A 14,521-nucleotide genomic window follows, 5' to 3' on the forward strand; every position below is an offset into this window, starting at 1 on the left:
TATTGCTACTGCATCAGTGGGAAACCGCCCCGCTGGCACCCAGGCCAGTCTGCGAACGCACAAACTGCGGGTAGAACAGCGCACGCTCGTCGTCGGCAGCCTTGGACTTGTCGGTGACCGAGAAGAACCAGATGCTGACGAAGGCGATGGCCATGGAGAATAGCGCCGGGTACTCGTACGGGTAGATCGGCTTCTCGTGGCCGAGGATCTGCACCCAGATGGTCGGGCCGAGGATCATCAGCGTTACCGCACTTACAAGGCCCAGCCAGCCGCCAATCATGGCGCCCCGGGTGGTCAGTTTCTTCCAGTACATCGAAAGCAGCAGGACCGGGAAGTTGCAGCTGGCGGCGATGGAGAATGCCAGGCCGACCATGAAGGCGATGTTCTGCTTCTCGAACAGGATACCCAGGCCGATCGCCAGCACGCCCAGGGCGATGGTGGTGATCTTCGACACGCGGATCTCGTCCTTGTCGTTGGCCTTGCCCTTGCGCCATACGCTGGCGTACAGGTCGTGGGACACCGCCGAGGCACCGGCCAGGGTCAGGCCGGCAACCACTGCCAGGATGGTGGCGAATGCCACTGCCGAAATGAAGCCGAGGAAGATGCTGCCACCCACGGCATCGGCCAGGTGCACCGCTGCCATGTTGTTGCCGCCCAACAGGGCACCGGCGGCGTCCTTGAAGTCCGGGTTGGTGCTGACCAGCAGGATCGCGCCAAAGCCGATGATGAAGGTCAGGATGTAGAAGTAGCCGATGAAGCCGGTGGCGTAGAGCACGCTCTTGCGCGCTTCCTTGGCATCACTGACGGTGAAGAAGCGCATCAGGATGTGTGGCAGGCCGGCGGTACCGAACATCAGTGCCAGGCCCAGCGAGAAGGCCGAGATCGGGTCCTTCACCAGGCCGCCTGGGCTCATGATCGCCTCGCCCTTGCTGTGCACCTTGATCGCTTCGGAGAACAGGGTGTTGAAATCGAAGCCTACGTGCTTCATCACCATCAGCGCCATGAAGCTGGCACCGGACAGCAGCAGCACGGCCTTGATGATCTGTACCCAGGTGGTGGCCAGCATGCCGCCGAACAGCACATACAGGCACATCAGGATACCCACCAGGATCACCGCAACGTGGTAGTCCAGGCCGAACAGCAGCTCGATCAGCTTGCCGGCACCGACCATTTGCGCGATCAGGTAGAACGCCACCACCACCAGCGAGCCGGAGGCCGACAGGGTACGGATTTCCTTCTGCCCGAGGCGGTACGAGGCCACATCGGCAAAGGTGTACTTACCCAGGTTGCGCAGGCGTTCGGCGATCAGGAAGAGGATGATCGGCCAGCCGACCAAAAAGCCGATCGAGTAGATCAGGCCGTCGTAGCCAGAGGTGAACACCAGCGCGGAAATACCCAGGAAGGAGGCAGCCGACATGTAGTCGCCAGCGATCGCCAGGCCATTCTGGAAGCCGGTGATCTTGCCACCGGCAGCGTAGTAGTCCGCCGCCGACTTGTTGCGTTTGGAGGCCCAGTAGGTGATACCGAGGGTGAAGGCGACAAAAGCCACGAACATGGCGATCGCGGCAACGTTCAGCGGCTGTTTCTGCACCTCGCCGGTCAGGGCATCGGCTGCCCACACGGCGGGTGCGAAGGCTCCGCAGGCCAGTACAGCCAGGGCTTTGGCGTGGCGAATCATTGTTGCGCCTCCTTCAGGATGGCCTTGTTCAGCTCATCGAATTCGCCGTTGGCGCGGCGTACGTAGATGGCGGTCAGGACGAATGCCGAAACGATCAGGCCGACGCCCAGGGGAATGCCCCAGGTAATCGACGACTCAGGGCTGAGCTTGGCGCCCAGCAGATGAGGACCGTAGGCGATCAGGAGGATGAAGCCGCAGTACAGGCCGAGCATGATCGCCGAGAGAATCCAGGCGAACCGTTCGCGTTTGGTGACCAGCTCCTTGAAACGGGGGCTGTTTTGTATCGAGAGGTAAATGCTGTCGTTCATTGTTTTTGTCCTAGCAGCACAGGTAGGGGTGAAACCCACGCCCTTACTTTATGCGGCTGTTGGACGGCAACCAGACGACCTTAGTCTTAGATGCAACGGTGTTTTACCGATTGCGCAACAAAACAGCTTGCGCCTGCCCTGCAGGAGCAGCCTTGTGCTGCGAAGAGGCCGGTGCAGGCTGCCCGAATCTTCGCAGCTTGTACCGGCCTCTTCGCAGCACAAGGCTGCTCCTACAGGAATTTGCAACAGCTGCTTACTTACCCGTCCACTCCTTCACGCGATCTGGGTGCTTGGCAACCCAATCCTTGGCCGCCGCTTCAGGCTTGGCCCCTTCCTGGATCGCCAGCATCACCTCGCCAATCTCGTCCTTGGACTGCCAGCTGAATTTCTTCAGGAACTCCGCCACTTCCGGTGCCTTGGTGGCCAGTTCCTTGCTGCCGATGCTGTTCACGGTTTCCGCCGCGCCATACACGCCTTTCGGGTCTTCGAGGAACTTCAGCTTCCACTTGGCGAACATCCAGTGCGGTACCCAGCCAGTCACTGCAATCGACTGTTGCTTGGCATAGGCACGGCCCAGTTCCGCCGTCATCGCCGCGCCCGAACTCGCCTGCAGCTTGTAACCGGTCAGGTCGTAGTCCTTGATCGCCTGGTCGGTCTTGAGCATCACGCCGGAGCCCGCGTCGATGCCGACAATCTTCTGCTTGAAGCTACTATCGGTCTTGAGGTCGGCGATGCTCGCCGCCTTGACGTACTCGGGGACGATCAGGCCGATCTTGGCGTCCTTGAAGTTGGCACCGTAGTCGACCACGTTGTCCTTGTTCTTGGTCCAGTACTCACCATGGGTCACCGGCAACCATGCCGACAACATGGCATCGAGCTTGCCGGTTGCCACACCCTGCCACATGATCCCCGTGGCCACAGCCTGCAACTTCACGTCGTAGCCGAGCTTTTGCTTGATCACTTCGGCGGCCACGTTGGTGGTGGCCACACTGTCGGCCCAACCATCCACGTAACCTATGCTTACTTCTTTGGCCATTGCCTGTGCAGCGCTCATGGCCATTACCAGGGCGGTGCCCACACCCAGTAAACGTCGCATTTTTTTCAAAGTTGCCATCAAAGCATCCCCTCGTCAGGTCTTGGAGATTGCATCATCTTCCTGCAACACAGGTCGACCTGATCCAGCTGCGACCTGCACCCGCCCCATATGCGACAGCACTGTGCCATTAGCGTCATCGGCCTACACCCGCCTGCGCGATCCTTGCATGCCAAAGCTTTGGCGCCGGGCTACTATCTACCCTTTTGCGCCTGACGATGGACCGCCCGATGCCCAGTTCTGCCCGCCTGTTGCTGCCGCTGTACCTGCTTGCCTGCCTGCTGGCCCTGCTCGGGCTCGCCGGGCTCTGGTACGGGCTTGGCAAGCCGGTGCACCTGCCCGATGCGGCCAGCCCGACGCACAAGTTGCAATGCGCGTCCTACACCCCGTTCGACAAGGACCAGTCGCCCTACGACCAACCATTTCGCCTGCGCCCGGCACGCATGGACGCCGACCTGGCGTTGCTGGCTGAGCGTTTCCAGTGCATCCGCACCTATTCCGTGACCGGCCTTGAGGCAATCCCGGCGCTGGCGCGCAAGCATGGGCTGAAAGTGATGCTGGGCGCCTGGGTCAACGCTCACGCGGCCGACACCGAAAAGGAAATCGACCTGCTGATCGCCACCGCCAACGCCAACCCCGATGTGGTCAGCGCGGTGATCGTGGGCAACGAGACGTTGCTGCGCAAGGAAGTCACAGGCGCGCAGCTGGCCAAGCTGATCGCCCGGGTGAAAAGCCAGGTGAAGGTGCCGGTGACCTACGCGGATGTGTGGGAGTTCTGGCTGCAGCACCCGCAAGTAGCACCCGAGGTGGACTTTTTGACCATCCACCTGCTGCCCTACTGGGAAGACGATCCGCGCGGCATCGACGATGCGCTGGCCCACGTGGCCGATGTGCGCCGGGTGTTCGGCACACGCTTTGCGCCCAAGGACATCCTGATTGGCGAAACCGGCTGGCCCAGCGAAGGCCGCCAACGCGAAACCGCAATACCCAGCCGGGTCAACGAGGCACGCTTTATTCGCGGCTTCGTGGCCATGGCCGAAAGCAACGGTTGGCACTACAACCTGATCGAAGCGTTCGACCAGCCGTGGAAGCGCGCCAATGAAGGGGCAGTTGGCGGTTACTGGGGGCTTTACGATGCCGACCGGCAGGACAAGGGCGTGCTGGAAGGGCCGGTGAGCAACCTGCATGACTGGCCGCAATGGCTGCTGGCCAGTGCACTGCTGATGGCGGCCATGTTGTTGCTGGCCGGGCGCCCTGCTACGCCGATGGCGGCCTTGCTGTTGCCACTGCTGGCCGCGTTTGGCGCAGGTTGCCTGGGGTTGTGGGGCGAACTGATGCGCACCCATGCACGCTTTGCCGGGGAGTGGCTCTGGGCCGTTGCGCTGGCCGGGCTGAACCTGCTGGTGCTGGCCCATGCGCTGCTGGCGTTGGCGCAGCGGGCCGGCTGGCGCGAGCGCTTGTTCGCCTGGCTGCAGGCGCGGACGGGCTGGCTGTTGCTGGCGGCGGGCTTTGCCGCGGCGGTGAGCATGCTGGCGATGGTGTTCGACCCGCGCTACCGCAGCTTCCCCAGCGCCGCGCTGGCCCTGCCGGCGCTGGTGTATGTGCTGTGGCCGGTGCGCGCACGGCGGGCGGAGGTGGCGTTGCTGGCGTTCATTGTCGGGGCCGGGGTGGCGCCGCAGTTGTTCGTTGAAGGGCTGGAAAACCAGCAGGCCTGGGGTTGGGCGGTGGTGAGTGTGCTGATGACAGCCGCATTGTGGCGCAGCTTGCGGTTGCGACCGGCTTGATTGTTGGGGTGGGGCGCGGTTACCTGACCAGGCGCAACCCCGCCAGCACCAGCGCAAACACGGCAATGCTGGCGGTATATAACACCAGCGCCGGCACAGCGAACACCAATGCCAACACCGCCAGCCACCAGCCCGCGCGCGCGGGTACGAACTGCGCCAGCAGCGCCAGGCCTAGCCCGCTCCAGGCCAGCACCTGGAGGTGAATGCCCAACCCCAGCAGCGAGCGCACCTCACACTGCCAATACGCCGCAGGCACCGTGCACAGTCCAACCCACTGGCCATCCTCCATCAGCCCATAGCGCACGCCATAGCTGGCAGCGAGCCACAGCCCCAGAAACAGCACCAGCAGCGCAGCCGGCAGCGAACGAGACATCCTGTTCTCCAATAGCGGTAATCGAAAGCATCCATGATCGCTTATGCCCGGTTGTAAGGCAAAATCACAACCCTGCAGCTATGTTGCAGATAACAAGCACACCAAAGACCACCGCGACTGGCAACTTTGCCCGGTTGGCTGTGGTCCTAGCCTGCACACTGCTCGACCTTGCGTTCTTTTGGGGGATTACATGCTTCGATCTTTGCGCCTCGCTGCCGTGCTCGGTAGCCTGCTCATGGCGGTGGCCGCTTCAGCGCGGGATATCGACGCTGCCAGCTACGGCTACCCCTTGACCAACCCGTTCGAGGCGACCATCGCCACCACGCCGCCGGACCAGCGCCCGACCCTGCCCAGCGACGAGGACATCGACCAATCGGACTACAGCCTCAACCTGCGCCCGGAGCGTGAGTTCACCTTGCCCGACAATTTCTGGGCGGTGAAAAAGCTCAAGTACCGCCTGGCCCGCCAGGATCACGAAGCGCCGCTGATCTTCATCATCGCCGGCACCGGTGCGCCGTACAGCAGCAGCATCAATGAATACCTGAAGAAGCTGTTCTACCAGGGCGGCTTCCACGTGGTGCAACTGTCATCGCCCACCAGCTACGACTTCATGAGTGCCGCCTCGCGCTTTGCCACCCCCGGCGTCAGCCAGGAAGACGCCGAAGACATGTACCGGGTGATGCAGGCCGTGCGTGCCCAGCACCCGCGCCTGCCAGTCAGTGAGTTCTACCTCACCGGCTACAGCCTGGGTGCGCTGGACGCTGCTTTCGTCAGCCACCTGGACGAAACCCGCCGCAGCTTCAACTTCAAGCGTGTGCTGCTGTTGAACCCACCGGTCAACCTGTACACCTCGATCAACAACCTGGACAAACTGGTGCAAACCCAGGTCAAGGGCATCGACCGCAGCACTACGTTCTACGAGCTGATGCTGACCAAGCTGACCCGCTACTTCCAGGACAAGGGCTACATCGACCTCAACGACGCCCTTCTGTATGACTTCCAGCAGTCCAGACAGCACCTGTCCAACGAACAGATGGCCATGCTGATCGGCACTTCGTTCCGTTTCTCGGCTGCCGACATTGCCTTCACTTCCGACCTGATCAACCGCCGCGGCCTGATCATTCCGCCGAAGTTTCCGATTACCGAGGGCAGCAGCCTCACGCCGTTCTTCAAGCGTGCCCTGCAGTGTGATTTCGACTGCTACATGACCGAACAGGTGATCCCGATGTGGCGTGCCCGCACCGACGGCAACAGCATCCTGCAGCTGGTCAACCAGGTGAGCCTGTACGCCCTGGAAGACTACCTGCGCGGCAGTGACAAGATCGCGGTGATGCACAACGCCGACGACGTCATTCTCGGCCCGGGCGACATCGGCTTCCTGCGCAAGGTATTTGGTGACCGGCTGACCCTCTACCCCCATGGCGGCCATTGCGGCAACCTCAACTACCGCGTCAACAGTGACGCCATGCTGGAGTTCTTCCGTGGTTAACAAACTCCTCTTCGCCACTGCCCTGCTTGCCGCCGGCCACACCCTGGCCGCCGAAACCGCCCCCCGGGCCAGCGTGATCGAGGCCGACCCGCAAGTGATCGGTACCGCGCCGCTGGTGCCTGAATCCGATGGCTTCATCGACCCGCTGCGCGAGCTGAAATTCAACCCGGGGCTGGACCAGCGCGAGTTCGAGCGCTCAACCCTGGAAGCGCTGAACGTGTACGACCCGCTGGAGTCGATCAACCGGCGCGTCTATCACTTCAACTACCGGCTGGACCAATGGGTGCTGCTGCCGCTGGTGAGTGGTTACCAGTATGTAACCCCGCGCTTCGTGCGCACGGGGGTAAGCAACTTCTTCAACAACCTGGGCGATGTGCCAAACCTGTTCAACAGCGTGCTGCAGCTCAAGGCCAAGCGTTCGGCCGAGATCACGGCGCGACTGATGTTCAACACCCTGATCGGGGTGGGTGGGCTATGGGACCCGGCGACCAGCATGGGCCTGCCGCGCCAGAGCGAAGACTTTGGCCAGACCCTGGGCTTCTATGGCGTACCGGAGGGGCCGTACCTGATGCTGCCGGTGTTGGGGCCTTCAAACCTGCGCGACACCACCGGGCTGGTGGTGGACTATGCGGGCGAGCAGGCAATCAATTACCTGAACGTGGCCGAAGCCAGCACCGACCACCCGGAAATCTTTGCCCTGCGCGTGGTGGACAAGCGCTACACCACCAACTTCCGCTATGGCCAGCTGAACTCACCGTTCGAGTACGAGAAGGTGCGGTACGTGTATACCCAGGCGCGCAAGTTGCAGATAGCTGAGTAAACCTGCTTCGGCCCAATCGCCGGCAAGCCGGCTGTCACAGGTCCGCACAATGCCCAAGGCTGTGGTGATCCTGTGGGAGCTGGCTTGCCGGCGATGAGGCCGGTACAGGCAACATCAAATTCCGAGGAACTGGCACAGCTCCCGCTTCTTGGCCAGGGCATCCTTGCGCCCCAGTTCGATCAGTTCACTGCAATAACTGGCCTCGAACAGCAGATAGCTCAATACCCCCGCCCCGCTGGTGCGCGTCGCCCCCGGCCCGCGCAGGAACAGGCGCAACGCCGCCGGCAGCTCACGCCGGTGCCGGGCGGCGATCTCGTCCAACGGCTGGCTGGGCGCTACCACCAGCACCTCGATCGGCGCCAACCCCAAGCGGCGGGCATCCAGGTGCGCCGGCAACAGCCGGCTCAAATGGTTGAGCCGCTGCAGCAGTTCGATGTCGTCTTCCAGGCTGTCGATGAACGTGCTGTTGAGCATGTGCCCACCGATCTGCGCCAGGCTCGGCTGCTGCCCGCTGAACACACGCTGAGTGGGCAACGGAGGCGCTGGCCGCTGCGGGTTACCGCTGACCCCGACCACCAGCACCCGGCTGGCACCCAGGTGCAACGCCGGACTGATCGGCGCCGACTGGCGCACCGCGCCGTCCCCGTAAAATTCGTCGCCCAGCTGCACCGGCGCAAACAGCAGCGGAATGGCCGCGCTGGCCAGCAGGTGGTCGATGGTCAATGGCGTGGGCACGCCGATGCGGCGGTGGCGTAGCCAGGCTTCAATGGTGCCACGCCCCTGGTAGAAGGTGACCGCTTGGCCGGACTCGTAGCCAAAGGCGGTGACTGCCACCGCGCGCAACTGCTCGGCGGCCAGGGAATGGCCGATGCCATCCAGGTTCAGGTGTGCCTCCAGCAGGCTGCGCAACGGGCTGCTGTCCAGCAGCGCCACCGGCGCCTGGCCGCCTAACCCCAACAGGCTGTGGCCGACGAAACGGCTGGCCTGGCGGACAACGCCGGGCCAGTCACTGCGGATGACCAGGTGGCTGCGAAAGTTCTGCCAGAAGGCGGTAAGCCGCTGAACGGTATCGTTGAAGTGGGTGGCGCCGCTGGCGAGGGTGACGGCGTTGATGGCACCGGCAGAGGTGCCGACGATGACCGGGAACGGATTGTGCGCGCCTGCGGGCAGCAGCTCGGCGATGCCGGCCAATACGCCGACCTGATAGGCGGCGCGGGCGCCGCCGCCAGAAAGGATAAGACCGGTTACCGGGGGTGGGGCCATCGCTTCCTTCCTGGATCAGCTGTTTGCAAGCCCGCGAAAGGGCCGGCACAGGTAAAGTCAGTTCAGCGCTTTTTCTTGTCGTACAGCCGCGGCGCACCCTCGGGCCGCGACTTGAAACGGCGGTGCGCCCACAGGTACTGCTCGGGGCACTCGCGCAACACACTCTCGACCCACTGGTTGATGCGCAGGCAGTCGGCCTCTTCGCTTTCGCCGGGGAAGTCCGCCAATGGCGGGTGGATGACCAGACGATAGCCACTGCCATCCTCCAGGCGCTTCTGGGTGAACGGAATAACCTGCGCCTTGCCCAGCCGGGCGAACTTGGTGGTGGCGGTTACCGTCGCGGCCGGGATGCCGAACAGCGGCACGAAAATGCTCTGCTTGGCGCCGTAGTCCTGGTCCGGTGCATACCAGATCGCCCGGCCCGAACGCAGCAGCTTGAGCATGCCACGCACATCCTCGCGCTCCACCGCCAGCGAGTCGAGGTTATGCCGCTCGCGGCCGCTGCGCTGGATGAAGTCGAACAGCGCATTGCCGTGCTCGCGGTACATGCCGTCGATGGTGTGCTGCTGGCCCAGCAGGGCGGCGCCGATTTCCAGGGTGGTAAAGTGCACAGCCATGAGGATGGCGCCCTGCCCCGCCTGCTGGGCGGCCTGCAGGTGCTCCAGTCCCTCGATATGGGCCAGGCGCGCCAGCCTGGCCTTGGGCCACCACCAGCTCATGGCCATTTCGAAGAAGGCGATACCGGTGGAGGCGAAGTTGGCCTTGAGCAAACGCCGCCGTTCGTCGACCGACAGCTCCGGAAAGCACAGCTCAAGGTTGCGCGCGGCAATGCGCCGACGTTCGCCGGCAAAGCAATACATCACGGCCCCCAGCGCGGCACCGGCTTTCAACAGGGCCCGGTACGGCAACTGGACCACCAGCCACAGCAGGCCCAGGCCCAGCCACAGGCCCCAGAACTTTGGGTGAAGGAAATAGGGACGAAAACGCGGGCGTTCCATTGAAGCTTCCGGAAAGACAAAGGCTGCGCATTCTACAACGGATCAGCGTATGTTGCGGGCAACCGGTGTTCTCGTTATAAATCAGGGCACTTTTTTCGCAACAAGCCGTCTATGCAGACCATGAGCCCAAACCACACATCCGACACCGCCTCCGTGTTCCAGCTCAAGGGCAGCATGCTCGCCATCACAGTGCTGGAGCTGGCGCGCAATGACCTTGAAGCCCTCGACCGCCAGCTGGCGGCCAAAGTTGCCCAGGCACCGAACTTCTTCAGCAATACGCCACTGGTGCTGGCGCTGGACAAACTGCCGGCCGGCGAAGGGGCAATCGACCTGCCAGGCTTGATGCGCATCTGCCGCCACCATGGCCTGCGTACCCTGGCCATCCGCGCCAACCGCATCGAGGACATCGCCGCCGCCATCGCCATCGACCTGCCGGTGCTACCGCCGTCCGGCGCCCGCGAGCGGCCGCTGGAGCCCGAGCCCGAGGTAGTCAGAAAGCCCGAGCCGGCGCCCGCCCCGCCACCGCCCCCCGAGCCCGAGGTGCGGCCGACCCGGATCATTACTGCGCCGGTGCGCGGCGGCCAGCAGATCTATGCTCAGGGTGGCGACCTGATCGTTACCGCCTCGGTCAGCCCGGGTGCGGAACTTCTGGCCGATGGCAACATCCATGTGTACGGCGCCATGCGCGGCCGGGCCCTGGCCGGCATCAAAGGCAATACCAAGGCGCGGATCTTCTGCCAGCAGATGACCGCCGAAATGGTCTCCATCGCCGGCCAGTACAAGGTTTGCGAAGACCTGCGCCGCGACCCCCTGTGGGGCACAGGTGTGCAAGTCAGCCTGTCCGGTGATGTGTTGAACATCACCCGTCTTTAACGGATACTTGCCGTCATTTTCAGAGCAACTTTTTTAACTGTTGCCGTTTATTTGCTTTTTGCCGGGACACGTGTCCCGACTTATTTTAGGGGTGAAACACCTTGGCCAAGATTCTCGTGGTTACTTCCGGCAAGGGGGGTGTGGGCAAGACCACCACCAGCGCCGCCATTGGTACCGGCCTCGCACTGCGTGGCCACAAGACCGTCATCGTCGACTTCGACGTGGGCCTGCGTAACCTCGACCTGATCATGGGCTGCGAGCGCCGCGTGGTGTACGACTTCGTCAACGTGGTCAACGAAGAAGCCAACCTGCAGCAGGCCCTGATCAAGGACAAGCGCCTCGAGAACCTGTATGTACTTGCCGCCAGCCAGACCCGCGATAAAGACGCGCTGACCCTGGAAGGCGTCGAGAAGGTGCTGATGGCGTTGAAAGAAGATTTCGAGTACGTCATCTGCGACTCCCCGGCCGGTATCGAGAAAGGTGCGCACCTGGCGATGTACTTCGCCGACGAAGCCATCGTGGTAACCAACCCTGAGGTTTCTTCGGTACGTGACTCGGACCGCATGCTGGGCATTCTGTCGAGCAAATCGCGCCGCTCCGAAAACGGCGAGGAGCCGATCAAGGAACACCTGCTGATCACTCGCTACAACCCAGAGCGCGTCGTTAACGGCGAGATGCTGAGCATCGACGACGTCACCGACATCCTGGCGATCAAGCTCAAGGGCGTAATCCCTGAGTCCCAGGCTGTGCTCAAGGCCTCCAACCAAGGTATCCCGGTCATCCTCGACGACCAGAGCGATGCTGGCCAGGCGTACAGCGACACCGTCGACCGCCTGCTGGGGAAAGACAAACCCCTGCGTTTTGTTGAAGTGCCGAAGCAAGGATTCTTCGCGCGCCTGTTTGGAGGCAAGTAAACCATGAACCTTTTTGACTTCTTTCGTGGCAGACAGAAACAGACCAGCGCGTCGGTAGCGAAAGAGCGTCTACAGATCATCGTGGCGCACGAGCGCGGCCAACGCAGCGAGCCGGACTACCTGCCGGCGCTGCAGAAAGAACTGCTGGAAGTGATCCGCAAGTATGTGAACATCGGCAACGATGACGTGCATATCGAGCTGGAAAACCAGGGCAGCTGCTCGATTCTGGAGCTGAACATTACCCTGCCGGATCGCTGATCTGGCTGAAAGCCGGGGCTGCTTTGCAGCCCATTCGAGGCACAAGGCCGCTCCTGCAAGGGATCTCGTTCCCCTGTAGGAGCGGCCTTGTGCCTCGAATGGGCCGCAGAGCGGCCCCGCTTTTTTCTCCCGATTTAACAGAGAACACGCAATGCCGCTGTCCAATATCCAGATCCTGCACGAAGACGCCGCCATCCTGGTGATCAACAAACCGACCCTGCTGCTGTCGGTGCCTGGCCGCGCCGAGGACAACAAGGACTGCCTGATCACCCGCCTGCAGGAAAACGGCTACCCCGACGCGCTGATCGTGCACCGCCTGGACTGGGAAACCTCCGGCATCATCCTGCTTGCCCGCGATGCCGACAGCCACCGCGAGCTGTCGCGCCAGTTCCACGACCGCGAAACCGAAAAGGCCTACACCGCGCTGTGCTGGGGCCAACCGGCACTGGACAGCGGCAGCATCGACCTGCCGCTGCGTTACGACCCGCCAACCAAGCCACGGCATGTGGTGGACCACGAGCAGGGCAAGCATGCGCTGACGTTCTGGCGCATCGTCGAGCGCTGCGGCGACCACTGCCGGGTAGAACTAACGCCGATCACCGGGCGCTCGCACCAGTTGCGCGTGCACATGCTGTCGATCGGCCACCCGCTGCTGGGTGACCGGCTGTATGCCAACCCCGAAGCGCTGGCGGCGCACGAGCGGCTTTGCCTGCATGCATCCATGCTGAGCTTTACCCACCCGGTGTCCGGGGAGCGGTTGAAGTTCGAGTGCCCTGCGCCCTTCTAAGCCGCACCTCGCCCCCCTGTAGGAGCAGCCTTGTGCTGCGAAGAGGCCAGTCCCAACAACACAGATAGAGGTTGTTCGCACCGGCCTCTTCGCAGCACAAGGCTGCTCCTACAGGGTGTAATGCAGACACAAATTGTCGACATTGTGCGTTAAACTCGCGCCACTGCTGTCTGGAGTGAGCTATGCGCGACGAACTGAATTCTGGCCTTATCGATTTCCTCAAGGCCTCCCCCACGCCCTTCCATGCCACCGCCAGCCTGGCCCAGCGCCTGGAAGCTGCCGGCTACCAGCGCCTGGACGAGCGTGACAGCTGGGTTACCGTGCCTGGCGGCCGCTACTACGTCACCCGCAACGACTCGTCGATCATCGCCATCAAACTGGGCAAGCACGAACCGTTGCTGAACGGTATCCGGATGGTCGGTGCCCATACCGACAGCCCGTGCCTGCGGGTCAAGCCGCAGCCCGAGCTGCAGCGCCACGGTTTCCTGCAACTGGGTGTGGAAGTGTATGGCGGCGCCCTGCTGGCGCCCTGGTTCGACCGCGACCTGTCCCTGGCCGGCCGCGTTACCTATCGCCGTGACGGCAAGGTAGAAAGCCAGCTGATCGACTTCAAACTGCCTATCGCGATCATTCCCAACCTGGCCATCCACCTGAACCGCACCGCCAATGAAGGCTGGGCGATCAACCCGCAGAACGAGCTGCCGCCCATCCTGGCCCAAGTCGCGGGTGACGATCGCATCGACTTCCGCGCCCTGCTTACCGAGCAACTGGCCCGCGAGCATGAGCTGATCGCCGACGTGGTGCTGGATTACGAACTGAGCTTCTACGATACCCAAGGCGCCGCGCTGGTCGGCCTGAATGGCGACTTCATCGCCGGGGCCCGCCTGGACAACCTGCTGTCGTGCTACGCCGGCCTGCAAGCCCTGCTGGCCGCCGACAGCGACGAAACCAGCGTGCTGGTGTGCAACGACCACGAGGAAGTCGGCAGCAGCTCAGCCTGCGGCGCCGACGGCCCAATGCTGGAACAGACCCTGCAGCGCCTGCTGCCCAATGGCGACGCTTACGTGCGCACCATCCAGCGCTCGCTGATGGTGTCGGCAGACAACGCCCACGGCGTACACCCCAACTACGCCGACAAGCACGATGGCAACCACGGGCCCAAGCTCAACGCCGGGCCGGTGATCAAGGTGAACAACAACCAGCGCTACGCCACCAACAGCGAAACCGCCGGTTTCTTCCGCCACCTGTGCATGGCCGAGGAAGTGCCGGTGCAAAGCTTTGTGGTGCGCAGCGACATGGGCTGTGGCTCGACCATCGGGCCGATCACAGCCAGCCACCTGGGCGTGCGCACGGTGGATATCGGTTTGCCGACCTTTGCCATGCATTCCATTCGTGAGCTGTGCGGCAGCCATGACCTGGCACACCTGGTGAAGGTGCTGACTGCCTTCTACCGTAGCCGCGAGCTGCCCTGAGCAGTTGAGCCCCATACCGCACTTGTCGGAGCAGCCTTGTGCTGCGAAGAGGCCAGTACAACCCATGCATCTTTACTGGGTGTACCGGCCTCTTCGCAGCACAAGGCTGCTCCTACATAAAAGGGATGTGACCTGATCGAATGCTCAAGGTCAATCCCGCCTCGCTTGCCAAGCGCTATGCTTGTTACATGGCCCCACTGCAAAAGGATTGCTGTCCATGTCCCCGTTTCTGTCACTGTTCGTGCCGGTGTTCCTGTTCCTGATGCTGCTGACCATCGGCTTCAGCATGCGCGAGCGCAATATCGGAGTGCTGATGATGTGGATCGGCACCTTGGGCATCTTCGGCCTCACCTGCTGGAAGATCCTCGAGAAACTGCCGACATAAACCTCTACACTCGGTCAATCGTTTGA

At 62.7% G+C, this 14,521-nt stretch carries 15 protein-coding genes; 9 read left to right on the forward strand and 6 right to left on the reverse strand.

Going from position 1 to position 14,521, the window contains the following annotated elements; translation table 11 throughout:
• Nucleotides 1-13: 13 nt before the first annotated feature.
• The 3 genes from SB765_RS20105 to SB765_RS20115 form a co-directional block, all read right to left on the reverse strand.
• Nucleotides 14-1,678 carry a cation acetate symporter gene (locus SB765_RS20105; protein ID WP_016485333.1) on the reverse strand — a complete coding sequence of 555 codons (1,665 nt, stop codon included), beginning with the start codon at nucleotides 1,676-1,678 and terminating at the stop codon, nucleotides 14-16.
• Entirely contained in the window at nucleotides 1,675-1,986 is a 312-nt protein-coding gene (locus tag SB765_RS20110; protein WP_019473848.1) for a DUF485 domain-containing protein, read from the reverse strand. The genes SB765_RS20105 and SB765_RS20110 overlap by 4 nt, the downstream gene beginning before the upstream one ends.
• Nucleotides 1,987-2,239: 253 nt before the next feature.
• Complete coding sequence (locus tag SB765_RS20115; protein WP_264362115.1) at nucleotides 2,240-3,100, reverse strand: glycine betaine ABC transporter substrate-binding protein; 861 nt, start codon at nucleotides 3,098-3,100, stop codon at nucleotides 2,240-2,242.
• A gap of 197 nt (nucleotides 3,101-3,297) precedes the next feature.
• Between SB765_RS20115 and SB765_RS20120 the strand changes: the two genes are divergently transcribed.
• The gene (locus SB765_RS20120) at nucleotides 3,298-4,863 is read left to right on the forward strand and encodes a beta (1-6) glucans synthase (RefSeq protein ID WP_341797838.1); all 1,566 of its coding nucleotides are present in this window, start codon (nucleotides 3,298-3,300) and stop codon (nucleotides 4,861-4,863) included.
• A 19-nt stretch (nucleotides 4,864-4,882) separates the two neighbouring features.
• Here the strand turns inward: SB765_RS20120 and SB765_RS20125 are convergent, their stop codons facing one another.
• Complete coding sequence (locus tag SB765_RS20125) at nucleotides 4,883-5,236, reverse strand: hypothetical protein (protein ID WP_410911487.1); 354 nt, start codon at nucleotides 5,234-5,236, stop codon at nucleotides 4,883-4,885.
• Between the two features lie 190 nt (nucleotides 5,237-5,426).
• Between SB765_RS20125 and SB765_RS20130 the strand changes: the two genes are divergently transcribed.
• Complete coding sequence (locus SB765_RS20130) at nucleotides 5,427-6,725, forward strand: serine/threonine protein kinase (RefSeq protein ID WP_341797836.1); 1,299 nt, start codon at nucleotides 5,427-5,429, stop codon at nucleotides 6,723-6,725.
• A 73-nt stretch (nucleotides 6,726-6,798) separates the two neighbouring features.
• Entirely contained in the window at nucleotides 6,799-7,545 is a 747-nt protein-coding gene (locus SB765_RS20135) for a VacJ family lipoprotein (protein ID WP_410911523.1), read from the forward strand.
• Between the two features lie 114 nt (nucleotides 7,546-7,659).
• Here the strand turns inward: SB765_RS20135 and SB765_RS20140 are convergent, their stop codons facing one another.
• Together SB765_RS20140 and SB765_RS20145 are read right to left on the reverse strand one after the other, a co-directional pair.
• On the reverse strand, nucleotides 7,660-8,808 hold the full coding sequence (locus SB765_RS20140; RefSeq protein WP_341797834.1) for a patatin-like phospholipase family protein: 1,149 nt from the start codon (nucleotides 8,806-8,808) through the stop codon (nucleotides 7,660-7,662).
• Between the two features lie 62 nt (nucleotides 8,809-8,870).
• The gene (locus tag SB765_RS20145) at nucleotides 8,871-9,806 is read right to left on the reverse strand and encodes a lipid A biosynthesis lauroyl acyltransferase (RefSeq protein ID WP_114942682.1); all 936 of its coding nucleotides are present in this window, start codon (nucleotides 9,804-9,806) and stop codon (nucleotides 8,871-8,873) included.
• Nucleotides 9,807-9,917: 111 nt separating this feature from the next.
• Between SB765_RS20145 and minC the strand changes: the two genes are divergently transcribed.
• The 6 genes from minC (at nucleotide 9,918) to SB765_RS20175 (ending at nucleotide 14,495) form a co-directional block, all read left to right on the forward strand.
• Nucleotides 9,918-10,679: a septum site-determining protein MinC gene (gene minC / locus SB765_RS20150; protein WP_241800424.1), complete on the forward strand. Its 762-nt coding sequence runs from the start codon at nucleotides 9,918-9,920 to the stop codon at nucleotides 10,677-10,679.
• Nucleotides 10,680-10,780: 101 nt separating this feature from the next.
• Entirely contained in the window at nucleotides 10,781-11,593 is an 813-nt protein-coding gene (gene minD / locus SB765_RS20155; RefSeq protein ID WP_016501049.1) for a septum site-determining protein MinD, read from the forward strand.
• A 3-nt stretch (nucleotides 11,594-11,596) separates the two neighbouring features.
• Nucleotides 11,597-11,851 (forward strand): cell division topological specificity factor MinE, encoded by a 255-nt coding sequence (minE, locus tag SB765_RS20160; protein WP_003252572.1) that lies wholly within the window; start codon nucleotides 11,597-11,599, stop codon nucleotides 11,849-11,851.
• Nucleotides 11,852-12,002: 151 nt separating this feature from the next.
• Nucleotides 12,003-12,638 (forward strand): RluA family pseudouridine synthase, encoded by a 636-nt coding sequence (locus tag SB765_RS20165; protein WP_019472567.1) that lies wholly within the window; start codon nucleotides 12,003-12,005, stop codon nucleotides 12,636-12,638.
• Between the two features lie 182 nt (nucleotides 12,639-12,820).
• Complete coding sequence (locus tag SB765_RS20170; RefSeq protein WP_341797833.1) at nucleotides 12,821-14,110, forward strand: M18 family aminopeptidase; 1,290 nt, start codon at nucleotides 12,821-12,823, stop codon at nucleotides 14,108-14,110.
• A 217-nt stretch (nucleotides 14,111-14,327) separates the two neighbouring features.
• Nucleotides 14,328-14,495, forward strand: a complete 168-nt coding sequence (locus SB765_RS20175) for a hypothetical protein (protein WP_016501052.1) — start codon at nucleotides 14,328-14,330, stop codon at nucleotides 14,493-14,495.
• The last annotated feature ends 26 nt before the right edge of the window (nucleotides 14,496-14,521 follow it).

This window comes from Pseudomonas sp. SIMBA_067 (genome assembly GCF_046534675.1).
GTDB lineage: Bacteria > Pseudomonadota > Gammaproteobacteria > Pseudomonadales > Pseudomonadaceae > Aquipseudomonas > Aquipseudomonas putida.